15 protein-coding genes are annotated in these 21,535 nt (G+C 67.4%); 3 read left to right on the top strand and 12 right to left on the bottom strand.

Features of this window, described 5'->3' with window-relative positions; genetic code table 11:
• Positions 1 to 322 precede the first annotated feature (322 nt).
• Positions 323 to 2,938 carry a TonB-dependent receptor gene (locus ACM9LZ_RS11280; protein ID WP_416619556.1) on the top strand — a complete coding sequence of 872 codons (2,616 nt, stop codon included), beginning with the start codon at positions 323 to 325 and terminating at the stop codon, positions 2,936 to 2,938.
• Between the two features lie 294 nt (positions 2,939 to 3,232).
• On the opposite strand, the gene ACM9LZ_RS11275 is transcribed toward ACM9LZ_RS11280, so the two are convergent.
• The 7 genes from ACM9LZ_RS11275 to ACM9LZ_RS11245 all read right to left on the bottom strand — a co-directional run bounded on the left by ACM9LZ_RS11275 (position 3,233) and on the right by ACM9LZ_RS11245 (position 14,138).
• Positions 3,233 to 5,053, bottom strand: coding sequence for an SLC13 family permease (locus ACM9LZ_RS11275; RefSeq protein ID WP_416619555.1), 1,821 nt, complete (start codon positions 5,051 to 5,053; stop codon positions 3,233 to 3,235).
• Positions 5,054 to 5,169: 116 nt separating this feature from the next.
• Positions 5,170 to 6,846 carry a diguanylate cyclase domain-containing protein gene (locus ACM9LZ_RS11270; RefSeq protein ID WP_416619554.1) on the bottom strand — a complete coding sequence of 559 codons (1,677 nt, stop codon included), beginning with the start codon at positions 6,844 to 6,846 and terminating at the stop codon, positions 5,170 to 5,172.
• A 16-nt stretch (positions 6,847 to 6,862) separates the two neighbouring features.
• Positions 6,863 to 7,660: a hypothetical protein gene (locus ACM9LZ_RS11265; RefSeq protein ID WP_416619553.1), complete on the bottom strand. Its 798-nt coding sequence runs from the start codon at positions 7,658 to 7,660 to the stop codon at positions 6,863 to 6,865.
• Complete coding sequence (locus ACM9LZ_RS11260) at positions 7,657 to 8,616, bottom strand: response regulator (protein ID WP_416619552.1); 960 nt, start codon at positions 8,614 to 8,616, stop codon at positions 7,657 to 7,659. The genes ACM9LZ_RS11265 and ACM9LZ_RS11260 overlap by 4 nt, the downstream gene beginning before the upstream one ends.
• The gene (locus ACM9LZ_RS11255) at positions 8,613 to 10,205 is read right to left on the bottom strand and encodes a hypothetical protein (protein WP_416619551.1); all 1,593 of its coding nucleotides are present in this window, start codon (positions 10,203 to 10,205) and stop codon (positions 8,613 to 8,615) included. The genes ACM9LZ_RS11260 and ACM9LZ_RS11255 overlap by 4 nt, the downstream gene beginning before the upstream one ends.
• Positions 10,202 to 12,106 carry a glycosyltransferase family 2 protein gene (locus ACM9LZ_RS11250; protein WP_416619550.1) on the bottom strand — a complete coding sequence of 635 codons (1,905 nt, stop codon included), beginning with the start codon at positions 12,104 to 12,106 and terminating at the stop codon, positions 10,202 to 10,204. Before ACM9LZ_RS11250 ends, ACM9LZ_RS11255 begins: the two co-directional genes overlap by 4 nt.
• 13 nt (positions 12,107 to 12,119) lie before the next feature.
• Positions 12,120 to 14,138: a cellulose biosynthesis cyclic di-GMP-binding regulatory protein BcsB gene (locus ACM9LZ_RS11245; protein WP_416619549.1), complete on the bottom strand. Its 2,019-nt coding sequence runs from the start codon at positions 14,136 to 14,138 to the stop codon at positions 12,120 to 12,122.
• A 38-nt stretch (positions 14,139 to 14,176) separates the two neighbouring features.
• Between ACM9LZ_RS11245 and ACM9LZ_RS11240 the strand changes: the two genes are divergently transcribed.
• Positions 14,177 to 15,217, top strand: a complete 1,041-nt coding sequence (locus ACM9LZ_RS11240) for a glycoside hydrolase family 113 (RefSeq protein ID WP_416619548.1) — start codon at positions 14,177 to 14,179, stop codon at positions 15,215 to 15,217.
• Positions 15,218 to 15,605: 388 nt separating this feature from the next.
• Here ACM9LZ_RS11240 and ACM9LZ_RS11235 read toward each other — a convergent pair whose 3' ends face one another.
• The 4 genes from ACM9LZ_RS11235 to argB all read right to left on the bottom strand — a co-directional run bounded on the left by ACM9LZ_RS11235 (position 15,606) and on the right by argB (position 19,514).
• Positions 15,606 to 17,180, bottom strand: a complete 1,575-nt coding sequence (locus ACM9LZ_RS11235; RefSeq protein ID WP_416619547.1) for a hypothetical protein — start codon at positions 17,178 to 17,180, stop codon at positions 15,606 to 15,608.
• A complete protein-coding gene (locus tag ACM9LZ_RS11230) occupies positions 17,177 to 17,956 on the bottom strand; it encodes a response regulator (protein ID WP_416619546.1) in 780 nt (259 codons plus the stop codon). Before ACM9LZ_RS11230 ends, ACM9LZ_RS11235 begins: the two co-directional genes overlap by 4 nt.
• Positions 17,957 to 18,085: 129 nt before the next feature.
• On the bottom strand, positions 18,086 to 18,568 hold the full coding sequence (locus ACM9LZ_RS11225) for a P-loop nucleotide/nucleoside kinase family protein (RefSeq protein WP_416619545.1): 483 nt from the start codon (positions 18,566 to 18,568) through the stop codon (positions 18,086 to 18,088).
• Positions 18,569 to 18,599: 31 nt separating this feature from the next.
• Positions 18,600 to 19,514 (bottom strand): acetylglutamate kinase, encoded by a 915-nt coding sequence (gene argB / locus ACM9LZ_RS11220; protein WP_416619544.1) that lies wholly within the window; start codon positions 19,512 to 19,514, stop codon positions 18,600 to 18,602.
• 183 nt (positions 19,515 to 19,697) lie between these two features.
• On the opposite strand from argB, the gene ACM9LZ_RS11215 reads away from it, so the two are divergent.
• Entirely contained in the window at positions 19,698 to 20,354 is a 657-nt protein-coding gene (locus ACM9LZ_RS11215) for a glutathione S-transferase (RefSeq protein WP_416619542.1), read from the top strand.
• Between the two features lie 565 nt (positions 20,355 to 20,919).
• On the opposite strand, the gene infC is transcribed toward ACM9LZ_RS11215, so the two are convergent.
• On the bottom strand, positions 20,920 to 21,459 hold the full coding sequence (gene infC, locus ACM9LZ_RS11210) for a translation initiation factor IF-3 (protein WP_416619562.1): 540 nt from the start codon (positions 21,457 to 21,459) through the stop codon (positions 20,920 to 20,922).
• Positions 21,460 to 21,535 lie beyond the last annotated feature (76 nt).

Raw genomic sequence — 21,535 nt, 5'->3', positions numbered from 1 at the left:
GGTCGCCGCCGTACCAGATCCCGGTGAGTTGCTCTCACCGGGATCTGGTATAAGGTCACCGGTTAAGGAAAATGACGGCCGACTCCAATAGAGACAATGTAATGTTACAGTTCCAACCCATATTCGGAAACAAAATTCCGTCTTTTTCCGTCATTTTCGGCGTTCTGCCGGAACCAGCCTTTCGGAAATCCCGCATTCCGCTTTCCTGAAGCCCGCCAGCCGGGACGGACCCGCAAGCGTTCGGGCCACCCGCAACGGAAATGTGTCAGCGGCAACGCAAAGACACACCAAGGGGAACAGGGCTTACGAGGAGGCACAGGTCATGCAGTTCAAGAAAATGCTCATGCGCGGCACGGTCAGCGCGATCGCCATGATGGCGGTCGCCGCGACGGCCCAGGCGCAGGGCGCGCCGGCATCGCAGGACACACTGGACGAGATCGTCGTCACGGGCATCCGCGCCAGCCTGGTGCAGTCGCTGAACACCAAGCGTTTCGCCGACGCCATCGTCGATGCCATCTCAGCGGAGGATATCGGCAAGTTCCCCGACAAGAACGTCGCCGAGTCCCTGTCGCATCTGCCCGGCGTGCAGGTCGACCGCGATTTCGGCGAGGGCGAGCGCGTGGCCATCCGCGGCACCGATCCGGCGCTCAACCGCACCCTGCTGAACGGGCAGACGGTGGCATCGACCGACTGGTTCATCCTGGATGCACCGGGCCGCACCTTCAACTATGCCATGCTGGCGCCCGAGGTTGTCGGGCAGCTGGAAGTGTACAAGTCGCCGGAGGCGCGCATCGACGAGGGGTCGATCGGCGGCACCGTCATCCTGCATACCCGCCGTCCGCTGGACCTGGACCCGCTGACCCTGAACGCCTCGCTGGAATATGGCTACAATGACCGGTCGGAGAAGGGATCGCCGAACGCCTCGGGCCTGATTTCCTGGGCCAATGAGGCATCGACCTTCGGCATCCTGGCATCGGTCACCCACCAGGAACAGAAGATCCGCCGCGACGGCTTCGAAAGCCTGGGCTATCCCACGGTGACACTGCCCGACGGCTCCACGGCCATCATGCCGAACGTGATCAATTCGGCCCTGTTCGAACAGAAGCGCGAGCGCACGGGCGGCACGCTGGCCATCCAGGCCAGGCCCAGCGACAATCTGGAAATCAACGCCACCGGCCTTTACGTCAAGGGCACCTACGACAACCTCAACCAGAGCCGGTACTATTTCAACAATTTCCGGGGGACGCCCAACAATCCCGTCGTGCGGGATGGTGTGGTCGTCGGCGGTTCCTACAGCAATGCCGGTACCGACACCGCAGGCCTGATGCTGCTGGACGCCATCGCGCGTGAAAGCACCATCGAGACCTATGCCGCCGACCTGAAGCTGGACTATACGGGTGACATGCTGAAGGCCAGCTTCCAGGGCGGCTACACCAAGTCCACGGGCGGCACCAAGCAGCAATATTTCGGAGAGTTCGAGCAACTCACCGGCTACAGCTTCGATATTTCCGGCGCCAACGGTCTGGCCGCGGTCACACCGCAAATTCCGTCCACCAGCAACCAGGCGACGACGCTGGGCTTTGCCCAGTTGCGTCAGCAGCCGACGTCCGATGAAGAGACCTATGCCCAAGCCGACTTCACGCGCGATGTCGAATGGGGCCTCTTGTCGGCGATACGGTTCGGTGCCAAGTACCGCACCCACGAGACGACCCAGGATGCCAGACTGCGTCGGGTCAACGGTGCCGCCACGCCGGTGGACGGCTTCGTCGGCGGCAGCACGCCGTCAGGCTATCTGGACGGCATCAATGTCAACGACACGATGAAGAACTGGAACACCATCAGCGCGGACAAGCTGAAGGACTGGTTCATGGGCCGACCCGCGGCCGGATATGTCGATGCCAGCTATTTCGACTATCTGCCGTCGCAGTTCGCCGTGTCGGAGGATATCTGGGCCGCCTATACGCAACTCAATTTCCAGACCGAGGGCTTCCGTGGCAATGCCGGCCTGCGCTACGTCCATACCGATCAGACTTCGCAAGGACGGCGTGACACGCTGGGCGGCCAGTTCGGCCCGCCCATCGTTCCGGAGACCCAGATTGAACTGATAAAGCTGAAGAAGTCCTATGACGACTTCCTGCCCAGCATCAACCTGACCTTCGATCTGGACAGCAGCACGGTGCTGCGCCTGTCCGGGTCGCGTGTGCTGGCCCGTGCCAACTATGCCGATCTGTCGACCTTCCTGGAAACCAACAACACGCTGCGCACGGCCAATGGCGGCAACCCGGACCTGGACCCGTACCGCGCCAACGCCTTCGATGCCTCGATCGAATATTATCTCGACAAGGTGTCGCTGGTGTCGGCGACCGTGTTCTACAAGGACATCGCCAACTACATCTACCGCGCCACCAGCACGGAGATGCTGATCAACACCGACACCAACCCGCTGACCAATCCGGGTGGCACCACGGTTCCGCAGCCGTTCGAGGTCAGCCGGCCGCGCAATGGCGGGTCGGCGGAGATCAAGGGCTTCGAACTGGCCTATCGCGGTGATGTGTACGGGAATTTTGGCGTCGAAGCCTCCTACACCTTCGCCGACAGCGAGACGGCCGATGCCTCGGTGGCCCTGCCGTTCAGTTCGAAGCATTCCTTCACGCTGACGCCCTATTACGAGGACGACCTGATCAGCGCGCGGGTGACCTACAGCTACCGCTCCAAGTATTTCCGCGAGGTCAACCGGGCCACGGCGGTGATCAATGACAGCTATAACCAGCTGGACGCCTCGCTGACCTTCAACCTGACCGAACAGATCGCCTTGACGGCCCAGGCGCAGAACCTGCTGGACGAAACGCAGTACCAGTATGTCGGCAACCGGGATGTCCCGTTTGCCGCCTACAAGAATGGTCGCCGCTTCTTCGGCGGGGTCCGCTTCTCCTACTGATACTATTTTGCGATGATCAGAACCAATTAAGGTTCTGATCATCGCCCTCAATCGCCGGCGCCAACATTCGTTGGCTCGGGCGCGCCGCATGAGCGGTGCTGTGGCAGTCACCGCCGGACCAACTTGCGATGAGTTCCACTCATCGCAAGTTGGTATGACCGGGGCTTTTTCTCCCCTTGTACCAGATCCCGGTGAGTTGCACTCACCAGGATCTGGTATTGTCGAGGCATCTCCCGAACTGCCCGGCCGTCCATTGTGGACGGCCGGGTTTTTGTCTGCGGGCCGGTGGCCTGCTCAGAACGGCAGGAACACCGGCACCAGCAGCACAGCGACCACCAGCGTGACCATGGCGAACGGCACGCCGATGCGCACGAAATCCCCGAACCGGTAGCCGCCCGGCCCCACGACCAGCGTGTTCACGGGCGAGGAGACAGGCGTCATGAAGGCGGCCGACGCGCCCAACGCCACCGTCATGGCGAACGGCATGGGCGAATGGCCCAGGGTTTCGGCGATGGTCAGGGCCACGGGCCCCATCAGCACGGCCGTCGCCGTGTTGGAAATGAACAGCCCCAGGATGGCGGTGGCGGCGAAGATGACGGCCAGAATCATGCGCGGATGCGCCTCCCCCAGCATCGATACCAGGGCCTGTGCCGCCATGCCCACCCCGCCCGTCCTTTCCAGGGCCAGGGCGAAGGGCAGCATGCCGGCGATCAGGATCAGCGTCTGCCAATGGATCGACCGATAGGCGGAAACCATGTCGACACAGCCCAGGAGCCCCAGGGCCAGGCACCCCAGCAGCGCCACCTGCACATTGGGCAGCACGCCGGTGGCCATGGCGACGATCACGGCCAGCAGCACGGCCAGCGTGTGCGGCGCCCGCGACCGCTTGGGCGCGTAATCGTCGGCCTCTTCCGGCAGGTCCAGCAGGATCATGTCGCGCCGCTGTTCACCCAGGCGCCGCACGGCGCGCCAGGGCCCGGCCAGCAGCAGCGTGTCGCCCACGGCGATACGCTGCTGCGCGGCCACGCCTTCCAGCGGGTCATTGCCCCGGCGCACCCCGATCACGGCCAGATCATGGACGGAACGGAAGCGTGATTCCATCGGCGTGCGGCCGGCCAGCGACGACCCGGACGGCACGATCACCTCCGCCATGCCGAACTGCTGCATGCGGTCGGTGAAGAAGGCGGGGTCGAGCGGCAATTCCTCCAGCCTGTGCCGGTCGCGAAAGGCGTCGGCATCGAACTGGCTGCCGATGATGTCCAGCAGCAGGATATCGCCGGCGCGCAGCTCGGTCTGCGCTTCGGGCCGGATCAGTTCGCGTCGCAGGCGGCCCTGCCGCTCGATCGCGACGATGTTCACCCCGGCCGAGGCCCGCAGGTCCAGGGTTTCCAGCGGCTTGCCGGCCAGATCGGAACCGGGCACCAGCCGCAGCCGCACCTCCCGCCCGGCCAGCGCGTAATTGCGCACCCAGTCGCGGATGCCCGGCCGTGGCGGTGGCAGTTCGGCCTTGCCGGCCAGCCGGCCGCGCACGGCCAGCATGTAAAGGATGGCCAGCATCAGGATGGGCAGGCCGAAAGGTGTGAAGGCGAAGAAGCCGAAACCCTCATAGCCGCGGCGCACCAGTTCGGAACTGATCACCATGTTGGGCGCCGTGGCCACCAGGGTCATCATGCCGCTGATCAGGGCGGCTGTGGACAGCGGCATCATCAGCCGTCCGGGCGGCAGGTTCGCCGTGCGCGCGATGCGCAGCACGATGGGGATGAAGATGGCCACAACACCCGTGGAACTCATGAAGGAACCCAAACCCGCCGCCGCCAGCATCAGAAAGATGATCAGCCGTGCCTCGCTGGACCCGGCCCCCGCCGCCAGCCGGTCGCCCAGCCATTGGGCGATGCCGGTCCGCACCAGCGCATCGCCGATGACGAACAGGGCCGCGATCAGGATGACATTGGGATCGGCGAAGCCGGCCAGCGCCTCGGGCACCGTGATCACCCCCGTCAAAGGCAGGGCCGCGATGACGATCAGGGCCACGGCATCCATGGGCGGGCGGCCGCGCGCGAACAGGATGACGGCCACGGCCAGAAGGCAGAGGACCAGGGAAAGTTCGATCGTCATGGCAAGCCCTTCTACCGGCGGCCGGGGACCCGGACGGCGCAAAGGCCCCGATCATTCCCGATCAGGGGCGTTGCTGTCCATGCCGCCGGCCGGTTCCGGGAGACATTCCGGCCTGTTCAGCCGGGCACCACAAGCGGGGGCAGGTGGAAGGCCACGCGATTCCTGCCCTGCTGCTTGGCCCGGTACATGGCCCCGTCGGCGCGCTTCAGCACCTCGGCCATGGTTTGTCCATGATCGGGCCACAGCGCGACACCGATGCTGGTCCCCACCCGGACCTGCCCTTCCAGGATGTCGATCGGTTCATTGATGGCAGCGACCAGACGCTGGGCCACCTCCATGACCCTGTCCTCCTCCTCGCGGGGCAGGACAAGGATGCAGGCGAACTCGTCCCCGCCGATACGGGCCGCCACATCCTCCGGCCGCAGGCTTTCGGCCAGGCGCTGGCCGATCTGGCGAAGCACCTCGTCCCCCGCATCATGGCCGTACCGGTCGTTCACGGGCTTGAACCCGTCCAGGTCAAGATAGAGCAGGGCCGCCATATCGCCCTGCCGCTGGGCCCGCGACAAGGCGATGTCCAGATATTGCTCGAAGAAATGCCGGTTGGGCAGGGCCGTCAGCCGGTCGTGATAGGCGATGTTCTCCGCGCGCTCCAACGCGGCGTTGGTGGCCACCAGCGCGCGGCTGGAGGCCCGCAGGCCGGATACCAGTTCCCGCAGCACGCGCGACAGCATGTGGATTTCACGTGCGCCGCCCACCTCGGGGATGGTGGCATCGGGCACACCCTTGCTGATCCGCCGTGCGGCCACGGCGATGGCCCGGATGGGGCTGGTGATGAAATGGGCCGCCAGCCAGCCGAACCCGCCGAACAGCCCGGCCAGCAGCAGGCCGGACCACAGGACCTTCCAGCGCATGGCAGCGGCGGGGCGATAGGCGATCTCCACCGGCTGGCGCACCAGCACGGTCCATCCCAGCCCGCCGATGACCTGCTGTCGCGTGCCGCTGGCATAACCGGTCACGTAGCTTTGGCCATCGGGCCAGGTTTCCAGCCGCCAGCCGACCTTGCCGTCGATGGCATCGACCAGGCTGAGCAGCGACAGGCGCTGGCCGATCAACCCATCCGGCCCCAGCAAGACATGGCCCTGGCTGGATACCATGATCACATCCAGCGCCTCGCGGCTGCGGATGGGCGACAGGGAATGGCGGATCACATGCTGGGCCCACGACCAGCTGTAATGCAGGGCCAGCACGCCCTGGACCCGGTCCTGCGGGTCCTTCACCGGCACGGCCACGTCGACGAAGCGCATCGGCTCCCCCGTCGGGTTGGGCAGCAGCTTGGCCAGCAGAACGGCCTCATGCACGTCGCCCAGGAACAGCCCGTGTATGCCATTGCGGTAGACGGGCCGTTCGGACAGGTTCTGGCCCACCAGGATGCCGCGGGCCCCGGCAATCACCTTTCCCGCGGCGTCGGTGACACCGGCCCAGGCCAGCGTGCGGTCATAGGTGATCAGCGTGTCGATCAGCCGCTGTGCCCGACCGGGATCGGCCAGATCGTCAAGACGCGACAGGACCTGCGCCTGGTCGGCCCGGGCCTGCATATCGCCGTTCAGCTTGTCAGAGACATTCTCTGCCACCCCGGCCAGGGACAGACCCACCTCCATCCGCAAAAGCTGTTCGGCATCGCGCCCGACCAGCACGCCACGGATCAGGGTCAGGACAAGGCAGATCAGCCCGATGGTCAGGCCGATCACGTTCCTCAGTGTCAGCAGGCGATAGCCGGTGGACCGGAATGCCATGCCCAGCGCCTTTCTGCTACCGGCTGTCGAACTGCCACCATAATGCCAGCAAAGCCATGCGCTCGCCCCCGGCATTTTCACCGCCGATCGCCTTTGACAGGCCGACCTGCAGGCCCAGATCGTCAGTCAGCCGGCGCACGGCCGACAATTGCATCTTGTAGCGGCGGACATCGCCGTAACCGGCCCCCGGCGCGCCGATGCTGACGGCATTGAAGGATTGCGCGAGCAACAGCCAGTCGGCATCGGGCCGCCAGCCCAGTGTCAGGTCCAACCGCAGTTCATCGGCGGCCGGACCGCCCCGCTGGCGCCAGCCGAACTGCGCATCCAGAAACCCGCCATCGAATCCGTATCCGTAAAGGCCGCGCAGTTCGGCATCCACCTTGCCAGATCCCAGCGGCGGCTGGTCGTCATTGTCATAGCCCAGCGGCACCCGCAGCAACGGCTGGACGGAGAAGACATCGCCATCGCCGCGCCAGACCACCTGGCGAAGGGCGATCTCCGCATCGGCCAGCCCCGCTCCGCTGTCCGCCCCGCCACCGGGCCGGTCGGCCTTCACCCATTGCCAGGCGGGTTGCAGGCTGAGTATCGTATCGGGCCGCCAGCCCCAGGAAATGAGGGGTGCCACCTCAAGCTTGCGGTATTTGGGCGAAGCGCCGCCCTCCCGACCATCGAAACCGCTGTCGGACACCGAATAGGCGGAACCGGCGATCACCTCCACCGTGCCCGGCGCCTGCGGCCAGGCCCCGGCCAGGGCGGCGGCGGGCATCAGGGCCAGTGACAGCAGCAGGCCGGCGGTGAACACATGGCGCCTCATGGTGTCTCCTCCCCCGCGCGCATCCTGGTGCCGTCGACGATGCGGGCACCGCCTTCGGCACGGGCCATGTCCAGGGCGCGGCTGGCCTGCGCACCCGCATCCACGCCCTGCCCCAGGCCGATGGACAGGCTGATATGCGGGCCGGCATTGGATCGCGGATGCGGGATACGGGCCCGCCCCACCAGATCGGTCAGCCTATGGGCCGTTTCCTGGGCGGTGCGCATATCGTCGCTGTCGAACAGGATGGCCAGCCGCCCGTCGCCGGCCATGATCAGGATGTCGCCGATCCGGCCCGGCAGCGCCGCCGCCAGTTCGATGATGCGGCGGGTCAGCTCGGCTGCCGGATCGGCGCCGTCGAGCTCCTCCAGCCGGCCGTAATCATCGATGGCGGCCAGCAGCACGGGGCCGGGATGGCGGTGGCGGGCCCTTTGCGCCAGCAACTGCACATATTGCGACAGCCCCGGCCAGCCGGGCCCGACCTCGTCCCCATGCCGGGCCGGGCGGCGATGACGGCGGTCGGCCACCATCTCGGCCAGCTCGCCCTCCCGCGCGCGGCGGCGCCGCGCCTCGGTCCGCAGCCGGAGCGCAGACTGCACGCGGGCACGCAGCGCCACGGCCGACACCGGCTTGACCAGATAGTCCAGGGCACCGGCGATGAAGGCGTCGTTCAGCGTCTCCTCATCCTCCAGCGTGGAGATGGTGATGACGGGGATGTCGGCCAGACGCGGATTCTCCTTGATCAGGCATATGGCGCTGATCCCGTCCAGGCCCGGCAGCATGATATCCATCAGCACAAGCTCGACCGGGGATTCCGCCCCGTCGGTGCGCTCGGCCTCCAGCAGGGCCAGCGCCTCCTCCGCGCTGCCCGCCTTGACGATGGGGCCGTAGCCGAAGGCGCCCAGTTGCGCCGCGGTCAGCTCGCGGACCTCCTCCATATCGTCGACGACCAGGATCATTTCACCACTCCAGACATATCGTCGCCGTCGGCCAGGCGCCAGACGCGCCAGCCATCCCGGTCATATAGCAAACGGGCCCCCGGTCCCGCATCAAGCCATAGGCCGGGCCGGGCCTGGGCAATGCGGTCCCGTGCCCCGGCGGGAGAGGACGGGTCGCGCAGGGCCAGATGGGCCGACCGCAGCCGGCCCGTGATCAGATCGGCCTTCAACCGGTCGTTGGACGGCAGCACCAGCCCCCGCGCCGTGCCGCGCGCCGGCACGGCGGCGCCGGCCGTCAGCCCGTCGATGGCGACATCGTCCAGCGGGCGCAGGAAACGGCCCAGCGCCACCTGTCCCGCCCGTTCATCGGGCTGCGGAACGGGGCCATGCAGGGCCGCGCGCCAGCCGGCCGACTGTGCATCGCCGGACCAGCCCTGCCCCCACCAGCCGCCCAGCAGCCCGGCCAGGGCCAGCACCGCGACCGCCGCGCCGGGCAGGCGTTGCCGGCCCGCAATGGCCGCCGCCAGGGCGCAGACCGGCGGCAGATAGGCCAGCACGCGCCCCGGATCCCCCAGGAAGCGCGTGGCGGAGGCCAGGACGATGGCCACCAGCAGCAGGGCCGCCAGCAGGACCAGGACCCGCCGCGCCCCCGCATCCCCCAACACGATGCCGGCCAGCAGCAGCGGACCCGATAGCAGCAACAGCGCGGCCCCCGCCGTCAGCGCACCACCGAAACCGGCACCCGGCCCCATCAGCCAGCGACTGCCGCCAATATCCCCGGCCGCGCCCCGGATGGCGGCATCCACCCCGGCGGCGAAGGCCAGGGGGGAGCCGCCGAACACCCAGTTGACATAGAACAGGGCCAGCGCCGCGAACAGCAGCGGGAACAGCACCACCAGCAGGCTGCCCGAGGCAGAGGTGGCCACCATGCGCGGCGGCAGCAACAGCGCCAGGAAGGGAATGGCGGCCAGCACCATATAGGCACCGGCCGCATCGGTGACAGCCAGTCCCGCCAGGGCCACGCCCAGGCCGATCATGGCGTTCACCTCTCCCGCCCGATGCAGCCGCAGGGCAGATGACACGACGATCGTGAAGAACAGCAGCCCGGGCACCGCGGGGCCGCCCCCGGCCACGGACAGGGCGAGGGCCGGTTGAAGCAGCAGCAGCCCCGCCGTGATCACCGCCCAGGCGAACCCATGCCCGCCCGCCGCCATCATCCGCACCCAAAGCCCTGCGGCCAGGGTGACGGCCAGCACATTGACCAGCAGCGGCGGCGGCATGCCACCCAGCCCCGGCAGCAGGGCCAGCAGCATGTCGGCCGCCAGCGGCAGCAACGGATAGGCCGTGCCCGTCAGATCGCGGAAGGCGCCGACATCCGCCGTGGCCAGCAGCGCACGGGTCCAGCGGTCCGCCAGATCGGGCGACAGCCAGCCGGCGGCCAGCGGCCATGCGGCCAGCAGGCCGACCAGCGGCAGCAGCACGCCCATGGATACCGGCAGCATCCAGGCCCGCACCGTACCGCGGCCGCGCGTATCGCGCATGGGCCGGAAGGCCGGATCCCGGGAAGCGGTGGTGGCGACGATGGGGGCGTTGACAATGGTGGCGTTCATGACTGCCCCATGCTGGCCAGCGCCTTGGCCACTTCCTGCTTGGTCGCCTGCGACAGGCCGTGCTGCGTCTTTTCCCAATAGAACGGGTTCTTGACAAGCTGCCAAAGCGCCTTGTAGGCCGCAACCGACATCAGCGCCCAATAGCCGATCACCGTCAGGCCCCAGGGCGCCAGGTTGGTCCAGCCGCGCTTCACGGGCGCGATGATGGAGATGTAGGTGAACAGCCCGTTGCCGGCCAGCAGGTTGAACAGCGACAGATAGAGCAGGGCCGTCGGGAACAGCGGGTCCAGCCAGGTCCCGCCGATCGCCAGCCACAGCAGGTAGAAGCCCCAGAAGACGGGGTTCAGCAGGCCCGACAGCATCGTTCCGCCGATAAAGAACTGGAACCCCCAGAAACCGCCGGCACCGACCGACCGGTAGAGATGCAGGGGATTGCGCATATGCACCAGATAGGTCTGCATATAACCCTTGATCCAGCGCGACCGCTGCCGGACCCAGTTGGGGATGGAGACATTGGCCTCCTCGAACGTCGTGGAATTGACGACGCCCACGCGATAGCCCTTCTGGGTCAGACGCACGCCCAGATCGGCATCTTCCGTGACGTTGAACGGGTCCCAGGCGTGCAGCTTGGTCAGCACATCCATCTTGAAATGGTTGGAGGTGCCGCCCAGCGGGATGGGGATGTTCAGCCGTTCCAGCCCCCCCAGCATGAAATCGAACCAGAGCGAGTAATCCAGCGTGAACATGCGGGTCAGCCAATTCTCATTGGCATTGAAATAATTCAGCCGGCACTGGATGCAGGCGGTATTGGCCGGCGCCTTGCGGAAGGCGACCACGACCTTCTTCAACTGGTCCGGCTCGGGCTGATCCTCGGCATCGAAGATGACGAGATATTCGCCGCGGGCGAAGCGCAGGGCATAGTTGCAGGCCTTGGGCTTGGTCTGCGGCTTGGAGGCGGGAACGCGGATGATCTCGAAGATGCCTTCAAGGCCCAGCGACTTGGCGGCGTCGATCGTTTCCCGGTCGCCGGCCTCCAGCACCAGCTTGATGTCCAGCTTGGCGATGGGATAGTCCAGCCGCCGCAGCGCCGCCGCCAGGATGGGCAGCACCTCCGGTTCCTTGTACATGGGCACCAGGACCGTGAAGGTGGGCAGGTCGTCATCCTTCAGCGCCGCCACCTCTGCATCTGTCACCTTGCGGTCGACGTGCGCGGCATCCGACCCGTACCAGACCAGGATCGTCTTCAGCACGAAATTGCCCAGATAGAACACGGCCATCACGATGTTCAGCAGCATCAGCGTGGCGATCGGCACCAGCGCCAGCCCCAGCAGCAGAAGCGACAGCAGGGTATAGAGCACGACGCTCTGCCCCGGCGTCACGACCGTGCGTGCGCTGGATGCCGGGTCCATGTCGGCCAGGGCGTGCACGGCCTGATGGCTGAAATCCTCCTCGAACAGGCGCTGCAGGGTCCAGACGATGTCGAACTTGGACGTCACGACGAGCCTGACCTGCGGGCCATAGGTCTGTCGCGCGAACAGCATGGCCCTGGGGCCGGGATCGGCGGTGACGACGGTCACCACATCGCCGTCCTTCCGCCAGGGCAGCAGCAGCAGGCGGCTGTAATCCTCCACCCGCGCCTTGTCGGCCAGCCCCTCTTCCGGCCCTTCGGCCATCAGATCGACGAAGGGCAGCCGGAAACGGTCGGCCAGCGTGCGGTAGAACGCCCACGGCCGGACCATGCCCTGGGAGATGACGACATCGCCGAACGGCACCTTCCACTGCCGTTGCAGTTCCAGGGCGCGCTCCACCTGCGCCACGGTCAGCAGACCCTTTGCCAGCAGCAATTCGCCGATGGGGGGAACCGTGTCGCCGGATACCGGGACGATGGGGGGAGCGGCCATGTCCATGGACCGGTCAGACCTTCGGCGCGCGGCTGCGATACCAGCGGCGGAGCGCCCCGACGGCACCCAGCGTCACCAGTATCCAGGCCCCCAGCACCAGCACGATACGGAACCGGTCCAGCCAGTCGGCCCAGCCGGCCTCGTCGGCCACGACGATGCGCACGGCGCGGTCGCGCACCGTGTCGAAGGCCATCAGCAGGCCGGTCTGGTCGGCGAAGGCGACATTGCCGCGATCCAGGGCCAGCCGTTCGGGCAGGGCCGGAATGCTGCCATCGGCCGTGGACAGCGACAGGCCCGGCACGGTGCCGGCCCGGGCCAGCTGCGCCGTGATCAGGCCCCGCGCCCCCGTGATGTCCAGAACCGTGTCACCGCCACGGTCCTGGACGCTGACGGCCCCGCCATCCAGCCGCACGGGCAGATCGGACAGGCCGGGCACGACGGCACCGGGCAGGGCGATGAAGGGTGAAGCGGGCCTAGCTTCCCCCTCCCCGGTCACCATGACCGCCAGGGGGGCGCCGGCCGGCATCAGGTCCGCCGCCACGCGGGCGGCCAGGGTCAGGGCGGATACGGGCTCCTTCAACTGGGCGCGTGTCACCAGCAGCGTGGCGCCATCCGCCATGGCCGGGCCCAGGGCAAAGAAATCGGACGGGACCGCCTCGTCCGGCGCCAGGGTGACCCGGCTGCCGGGCAGAAGCTGGGCCGGGCTGGCCAGGGGCGCCTCCCGGCAATCGCCGCCGCCGGGCTGGCGCTGCAACAGGATGCGGATGGCGTTGGACCGGCCCAGCAGCCCATCGGGCAACGGCACGGTCAGGCGCCGCACGGCCCCGCCATCGGGCAGGGTGACACTGCGCAGCAGGGTGTTGTTCACGAAGACATGCAGCAATTGCGGCCGGTCGCCGATGGTGCTGCCGGGCGCCAGTTCGATTTCCAGCGCGGCGGGCCGCCGGCCAGCGGGTACCTGAGTATAATCAAGGCGCAGCGGCCATTCGGCGCGGTCCACCAGTTCCTGCACCCCTTCGCCCAGCCCCAGCGCCGCGAAGGCGATGCCATCATCATCCTGGCGGGCCGCCGGCAGCCGGCCCGCCACCCGCACCGCGGCACCAGCCGTGTCGGCCAGCGCCGACCAGCCGGCGGTCAGCAGGCGCAGCTTCTGCCCGTCGATATTGTCCAGCAGGACCAGGGCCGGCAGGCCGCCCGTGGTCAGCAGGGCGACATCGGCCCCCTCCCCCCCGTCGCGCAGGCGGTACAGCCCGCCGCCGCGCGGCCCGGCGGCCTGACGCAGGCGCTCGCCGGTCGCCTCGATCTCCGCCCGCGATGCCAGCCAGATGGTTCCCGTGCCGGCGTCGGCGTCGGGCGCTGCCGCCTGTGGCAGGGGGGCGATGGAAACCTGACGCCCTTCGCGCAGCAGGCTGGCCGCCAGGGCAACGGCGGCCTGGAACTGCGCCGGGGTCAGCCCGTCGCGCGACACCAGGATGGAAACGCGCGGGCCCAATGCGGACCATGCAGCCCGCACATTGTCGATGGCGGCGGGGTCGATGCGGTAGGTGACGGCGCTCTCCGGCTCCAGCGTGACGAAGCCGCCGGGCAGCCGCTGGTCGACACAGCGGTTATCCGTCCATTGCGCGCCCCAGCCCAGGGTCGCCTTGGCGAATCCCTGGCGCAGGTCGGCCCGCGGCAAGGCCAGGCTGAGCCTTGCCTCCTGGCTGCCCGGCTTCAGCGCCGTGGTCCAGCGGGGCTGGTCGGCCAGCAGGACCTGGACCGCGGCGCGCTGCCCATCGGCCAGCACGCCCGTCAGCCGCGCATCCAGCCGCAGGTCCCCCGTCGCCACCCAGGCCGGCAGCGGAAAATAGAGATCCTGCCGGGCCGCGATGCCCGACAGGGTGATGCCCTCGGCATATCCCAGTTCACGCAGGCTGATGCTGCGCGTGACGCCGTTCCCGGCGGCACCGTCCGCGGCACTGTCGGCAGCGATGGCGACCGGGGCGACCAGACCGGTCAGGCAAAGCAGGCTGGCAAGAAGCGAGGGGCGCATGGGGCTTACCATTGACAGAAGGGAGCGGACATTGCCCGATGGTGGGCGCCCAATGGGGCGACGACACCGGGATGGAGGAACGGGTGGAACGGCAGGGCACCTCGCGGCGCGGCCTGTTGCGCATGGGGGCGGGACTGGCCGGCATCGGCCTGTTGCCCGGATGCGCCGGTGCGGCGGGGACCGGCCCCTGGCGCGGCGTCAATCTTGTCGCCACGCCGGAAGCGCCGCTGGGGTCGGATGCCTGCGGGCGCTCGCTGCGCAATCTGCGGGCGCTGGGGGCCAATGCCGTGGCGCTGATCCCCTTCCTGTGGCAGCCCGCACCCGGCGATCCCGCCATCGTCCCCGGCGATGCCGTGGGGCCGGCGGACCTGCGCGCCGGCATCCGGCAGGCCCGCGGCCTGGGCCTGCGCGTCATGGTGAAGCCGCATGTCTGGGTGCCGCAGACCTGGGCGGGCGCCATCGGCTTCACCGATCCGGCCGACCAGGCGGAATGGCTGCGGCGTTACCGCGCCATCCTGCTGGACCTGGCGGAACTGGCGGCGGCGGAAGGGGCGGAGGCGCTGGCCATCGGCACCGAGCTGCGCGGCGTCAGCGCCGACCCGGCCTGGGGCGGCATCATCGATGCGGTACGCGACCGGTATGGCGGCATCGTCACCTATGTCGCGCATTGGGACGGCGAACTGGCCCGGCTGTCCTTCCGTGACCGGCTGGACGTCGCCGCCATCAGCCTTTATCCCCCGCTGGGCGACGGAACGGACCTGGAGGCGGCCATCGCGGCGCTGGCCGGGGATTTGTCCCGACAGGGGCCGTTGTGGGTGGGTGAACTGGGCCTGCGCAGCGCCGTCGGCGCCCAGGAACGGCCATGGGAAAGCGCGGAGGAGCGCGACGCCCATCCGGATGGCGGCCTGCAGGCCCGCGTGCTGGACCTGTGGCTGGCGGCGCTGACGCGGCATGGAATGGATGATGTACTGGTCTGGCGCTGGTTCAGCGACCCCGATGCCGGCGGACCGCAGGACACGGATTTCACCATCCAGGGAAAGCCGGCAGAAGCGGTCCTGCGACGACATTTCCAGAATTGAATGGCAGTCGCGATGCATAACCGGCCGCACTGAGCATCCCGGCAGAATACACCCGGATACTGCAATATGACTTACAGGGATGGGCTGAATAATCGCCATGCCATCCTTCGGCTCTGCAATGATCATCTATATCAGGGAATGCTGAAAGACTGATCCGACGAGTGCGAGTGGGCATGGAAACCCGTTTGCGCTCCCACATTGTTTTAATGCCCAGACTGGAAACGGGCCAGATGCCTTCCGGGTCCATAAGCATAGGTCCACCGAACCACGACCCGGGGTGGTAGTCCCTTTGCCATGGCATCGGCCCCGCGACGTCAGCCGCGCCGCGGATACGGCCGGCGGATACGGGCGCCGGCACCTGAATGCAGTTGGAAAACGGGGTCTGCCTTCAGAGGCCGACGCCCTCGGCCAGTTCGTCCAGTTCCACCAGTGACTGGTCACGCCAGTGGCGGGTACGCCGCAACTCATTGCGGACCAGCACCATCAGGGCCCGGACCAGGTCGTGCTCACCGTCGCGCAGGGTGCCGCCCTGGCGCAGCCGGTCGGTGACGGTGCGCACCAACCCCTTGTCCAGCAGCGTGATCCATTCCACGGCCGCCCCGCCCAGCGGTTTGGACAATTGCAGCATGCGCACCGCCTGGGCCAGCCGCTCGCCGGGGGGGAACGGGCGCGGATCGGACAGGGCCGCCTGGAACGCCGCGCGGGCCAGTTCCAGCACCTGTTCCTTGAAGGCGCTGTGCCCGGTGCCCCAATGCATGACGCGGCCGATGACGGTCCGCCAGCGCACGCACAGGCCCAGTGCCCATTCCAGCGCATCCTGATCGGGCAGGGCGCGCTCGATGGTGCGGCCGGCGGCAACGCACCGGTCGATCAGGGCCGGATAGAGCGTGCGCTCGATGGCCTTGACCATATTGTCCATGTAATCGCGCGCCTGCATGCCCAGGCGCGGGTCGTCCAGAATCTCGAACTCCTCATAGATGCCCAGGATGGCGTCCATATGGCCCAGTTCGGCCGACAGGGTCAGCCGGCGCACGGTCGTCGCCGCCAGCGGCCCCTTGATCGGCTGGCCGCTGCCGGCCAGAAGACCCGCCTCGGCCGCGAAGCGGGCGCAGGTGCGGCCGAAATGGCTGTCCAGCGCTTCCAGGATGCGGGCCTGCGTGGCCGGCGCACCATCCAGCAGGAAGGGCACCACGGCGCGATAGGCCCGCCGCCGGTGCAGCAGGGCCAGCGGCACCATGAACAGCGCCATCCGCGCCTCGGGCGTATGCACCGATTGCAGCGGATGCAGCGCCAGGGCGCCCGCCACCTCCACCACCGCCGCACTGTCGCTGCTGCCGGCCAACAGGTCGCGGGCCAGCGGGCGCAGGGCGGCGCCGTGCATCAGCACGCCGCGGATGGTGATCATATCCTCGTTGGTCAGGGGGCGCGGTTCAAACCCGGTATTCATCCGGCGCAGTTCGGCGACGCGCCAGGCATTCATGGCCGCCAGCGCCTTGGTCAGCCGGGCGGCATCCCCGGCCAGCCATTCGATGGCGGCACGGCGCACCTGTTCCTGGAACGTCTGGATTTCCGGCAGCGCCATCACCAGGTCCATGGGCTGCTCGGCCACCAAGGCCGGCATGCGCTGTTCGATGGCAGCGGCCAGCCGGGCCAGGGGCCCGGCCGCCGCCTGAACCCACAGCGCGCCGACATCGATGGCATGCAGGATGCCCAGGCTGGAAAAGCCCGGCCGCAGCAATTCGATGTCCGCCGCCAGGAAGGGCTCGAAAAGCTGGGTGAACAACCGGCGCCCGTGCTGTTGGCGGGAAGCGTTGATCCGTTCCACCAGGGCGCGGCGGACAGCCGTCACCTTGCCATTGTCGCGGGCCTGGGCCAGTTCGCCATAGAGCATGCGGGCCGCCCCCGTGGGCAGGCGGGAGACCAGGGCCGCGATCGTTTCTGCCGTGGATTTCTCGTCGCTCATGCAACGCCCCCCGGCGACGTGGCGTTGGCCGTCGGGGTATCAGCCGGCAGGCCCGTCACGGCGATGGTCAGGGAAGGCCAGGGCATCTCCTCGGCCAGCGACCGGGCCAGGGCCAGGAAATCCGACGTGTCCCCGTCACTTTCCACCAGCAGGGAGAAATCGCCCCCCTCCGCCGGCTGGTAAAGCCATTGCGACGCCTGCGGCAGCAGCCCCGCGAAGGCGGCGATCAGCCGGCCCCTGAATTCATCCGCCCCGGCCCGGCCCAGTTCACGGCACAGTTCGGCCCAGTCGCGCACGGCGACATGCAGCAGCACGCCGCGCCCGACCGTGCGCGCCATCAGGCGATCCAGCACATCGCGCGCGGCCACGGTCTGCATGGTGCCGGGCGTGCCCGCCTGGCGCAGCGCCGCCCGCAGCCGGCCGGCCAGTTGCACCGGCTGCACGGGCTTGACCAGATAATCGACGGCCCCGGCGGCCAGCGCCTCGGTCAGGCGGCCACTATCCTCCAGCGCGGAAATGACGATAAGGGGGATGCCCGACAGGCGGGGATTGGCATGGATGCGGGCAGCGGCACTGATACCATCCATTCCCGGCAGCAGCACGTCCATCAGGATGGCGCGTACCGGGCTAGCCGGCCCATCGTGCCGGTCGGCCTCCAGATAGGCCAGCGCCTCCTCGGCCGTGACCAGGGCCGTGGACGGGCCCAGGTTCGAACTGTCGATGATCGCGGACAAGATGATCCTCTGCTCGGGCGTGTCCTCGACGATCAGGATCATGCATCCCCCCACCCGAAGCGATTGCCGGACGCCATCCCATCGGGGACGGCAGTCAGAATACCATACCGCATCCGCCCGCTCCCGCCGCGGGACATAGCCTTCCGCAGGTGGCAGGAATGGCCGGCAACCCTACAGCAGCACGCCATGGATGGTGCCCGCCTCCTGCGGTGAGGGCGGGTCGTAATCATCGCCCCTTGCCGCCTGGTCGCCGCCCATCGCATCGCCGGGAAAATCATCCAGCCGGCGCACACGCGACCAACGCGCATCGCGGGGGCCGTCCGGCAGGTGGAACAGGACATCGGCACCCAGCACCCTGGCCCGCCGCCGCGCCTCGTCCCGCTGCTCACGGCGCTGGAAGCCCAGGTCCATGACGACATCGCCGCCATTGCGCAGCACGGCAGCCGCCATGTCCCAGATCAAACCCTCGCACCTTCCCATGCGCTCCGACAGCCATCCCATGTCCAACGGCGGCACCATGTCGGGCACGAACAGGGTGGACATCCATTCATCAAGGGAAAAGCGCACAGCCGGCAGTTCCCATTCCAGTTGCCTGGCATAGGCCGACTTGCCCGCCCCCTGCGGACCGTGGACCAGATGCATGCGTGCGGCCATGGCGCTCCGCCCCCTGGTGTGTGCGGGAGGTTTACTTGGTGCCGATCAGCGTACCGGCACCCCCCTCGGTGAAGATTTCAAGCAGAATGGCATGCGGCACGCGCCCGTCAAGGATTACAGCGCCTTCCACCCCGCCGACGACGGCATCCATGCAGGTTTCCAGCTTGGGGATCATGCCGCCCGACGCCGTGCCATCGGCAATGGCCGCACGGGCCGCCGACACGGACAGTCCGGGAACCAGTTCCTTTTCCTTGTTCAGGAAACCCGCGACATCGGTCAGCAGCAGCAGGCGTGTGGCGTCCATGGCGGCGGCAATGGCGCCGGCGGCCGTATCGGCATTGATGTTGTAGGTCTGGCCATCCTCGCCGATGCCGATGGGGGCAATGACGGGGATGAAGCCGGCATTGCGCAGCTTGTGCAGAATCTGCGGATTGATGCGGAACGGCTCGCCCACGAAGCCCAGGTCGATGACCTTCTCGATGTTGCTGTCGGGATCGCGCCTGGTACGGGTGGCCTTGCGCGCCTCGATCAGGTCGTCATCCTTGCCCGACAGGCCGATGGCATCGCCACCCGCGTCGTTGATCAGGGCCACGATCTCCTTGTTGATGCTGCCGGACAGCACCATCTCGGCGATCTCCATCGTGTCCTTGTCGGTGACGCGCAGCCCGTCGATGAATTCCGACTTGATCTGCAGCCGGTCCAGCAGCTTGCCGATCTGCGGCCCGCCGCCATGCACCACGATGGGATAGGCGCCGACCTGCTTCAGCAGCACGATGTCGTTGGCGAACTGCCGCGCCAGTTCCGGGTTGCCCATGGCGTGGCCGCCATATTTCACCACGATGATCTTGCCGTCATAGCGCCGCATATAGGGCAGCGCCTCCGACAGGGTCTGAGCCTTGGCGAGCCATTCCTCGCGGGAGATCGTCGGGGCGGCGGGGGCGGTCATGGGCGATGGCTCCGGACAGGCAGAATGGGCGGGCGATTGTGACGGGCAAACGGGCGAGTGTCTAACACCAGTGGCCGCGGGGGGCAATGCGCTTTACCCCGGCGCCCATCGGAAGGCTTGCATGAATGTTCTGCCTATGTTCATGTTCTCCCATAAGGGTCAGCGGGCAACGGAGGGGCGACGATGACAGGCAAGCCGACACTCTATGGGGCGCCGGGCTGCGGTTCGGCCGTGGTGGAGGCCGCCTTTACCCTGACAGGGGAAGGTTACGATTATGTGGAGGCTGAGCCCTGGACCCCTTCCGCCGGGGTGGAGGCGCTGCGGGCCGTCAATCCGCTGGTGCAGATCCCGACCCTGGTGCTGCCCGGCGGGGCGGTGATGACGGAATCGGTCGCCATTCTGCTCTGGCTGATGGAACGGCATCCCGGGGTGCTGGGACCCGGGCCGGATGATCCGGCGCGGCCTTCCTTCCTGCGCTGGCTGGTCTATCTGCCGGCCGCCATCTATCCCATGTACACGGTGGGCGATTTCGCCGACCGCTGGGTGACGGGGGCAACGGCCGCGGCCGAACTGAAACAGGCCACCATCGACCGGACACTGTTCTGCTGGCAGGTCATGGAACGGGCGCTGAAACCAGACGGCGATGCCTGGCTGCTGGACATGCCGGACCTGACGGTGCTGGACCTCTATATCTCCATGATGACGCGCTGGCGTCCCGGGCGCGAGGCCATCCGCACCGTGGCGCCCGGCATCGTCGCCGTGGCGGAGCGGGTGGACAAGATGCCCGTGGTGAAACCGGTCTGGAAGCGTCACTTCCCGGATGAATACACCGATCCGTGACCGGTCATGTCGAGAAGAGCCGATTAATACCAATCTCCCTTGATCGTGACCGATCAAGGGAGATTTAGTGTTCCCTCAATTGCCGGGCGGCGGCATCCGCCGCCTTGGCTCACGGCGCATGAGCGCCGGGCTGGCAGTCGCCAGCCTCCAACCTCCCTAAAGGTCAACCTTTAGGGAGGTTGGTATAATACCAGCGGTCGAAATATTTGCCCGTTGGTATCGGTGGCGACTGCCGCCGCGCGCCACGTGGCACGCCCGAGCCGTTGGCATGTGGGCGCCGGCGCCTGATACTATTTTGCGGTGCTGTGGCGGTCGCCGCCGGACCAACTTGCGATGAGTTCTACTCATCGCAAGTTGGTATGAGGTGCTGAAAACCTTGACCATCGGTCAAGATTTTCGGCCGCTGTCATACTACGCGCCAGACGGCGCGGATACCGGGAGCAAGATTCCCAGGCCCCGGCATGAAACACAAAAATCGAAACGCAAAAGGGGGCGTACCCATGGCACGCCCCCTTTTCCATGCTGAACCATGATACTGCCGGACCATGATGCCCGGCGGCCCGCCCTACCGCGGTGCCAGCACCATGATCATCTGCTTGCCTTCCAGCTTGGGCATCTGTTCGACCTTGCCCAGATCTTCCAGCGTCTCCCGCACCTTGATCAGCACATTCATGCCGATATCCTGGTGGGCCATTTCACGGCCGCGGAAACGCATGGTGACCTTGACCTTGTCGCCCTCCTCCAGGAAGCGGCGCATGGCCTTCATCTTGATCTCGTAATCATGCTCGTCGATGTTCGGACGCAGCTTGATTTCCTTGACCTCGATGATCTTCTGCTTCTTGCGGGCCTCGTTGGCCTTCTTCTGCGCCTCGTACTTGTACTTGCCATAGTCGAGGATCTTGCAGACGGGCGGATCGGCGTTGGGGCTGACCTCCACAAGGTCGAGCCCCGCCTCTTCCGCGGCATACAAGGCATCGCGCAGGCTGACGACGCCCACCATCTCGCCATTGGCATCGACAAGGCGGACGGAACGGACATTGATTTCGCGGTTGATGCGGGGACCGTCGCGCTGCGGTTCACGGTCCTGGGAAGTGGGCCTGGCTATGGAAACTTCTCCTGTTTGCCTGGGACGGCCGCCCGGTGGCCTGTCTAAAGGGGGGCCTGGTGGCGGGCGGCGCGTC

It is taken from the genome of Niveispirillum fermenti (assembly GCF_048066175.1).
GTDB lineage: Bacteria > Pseudomonadota > Alphaproteobacteria > Azospirillales > Azospirillaceae > Niveispirillum > Niveispirillum fermenti.
Note: the sequence above shows the minus strand (reverse complement) of the source record. Positions and strands in the feature narration are given on the sequence as shown.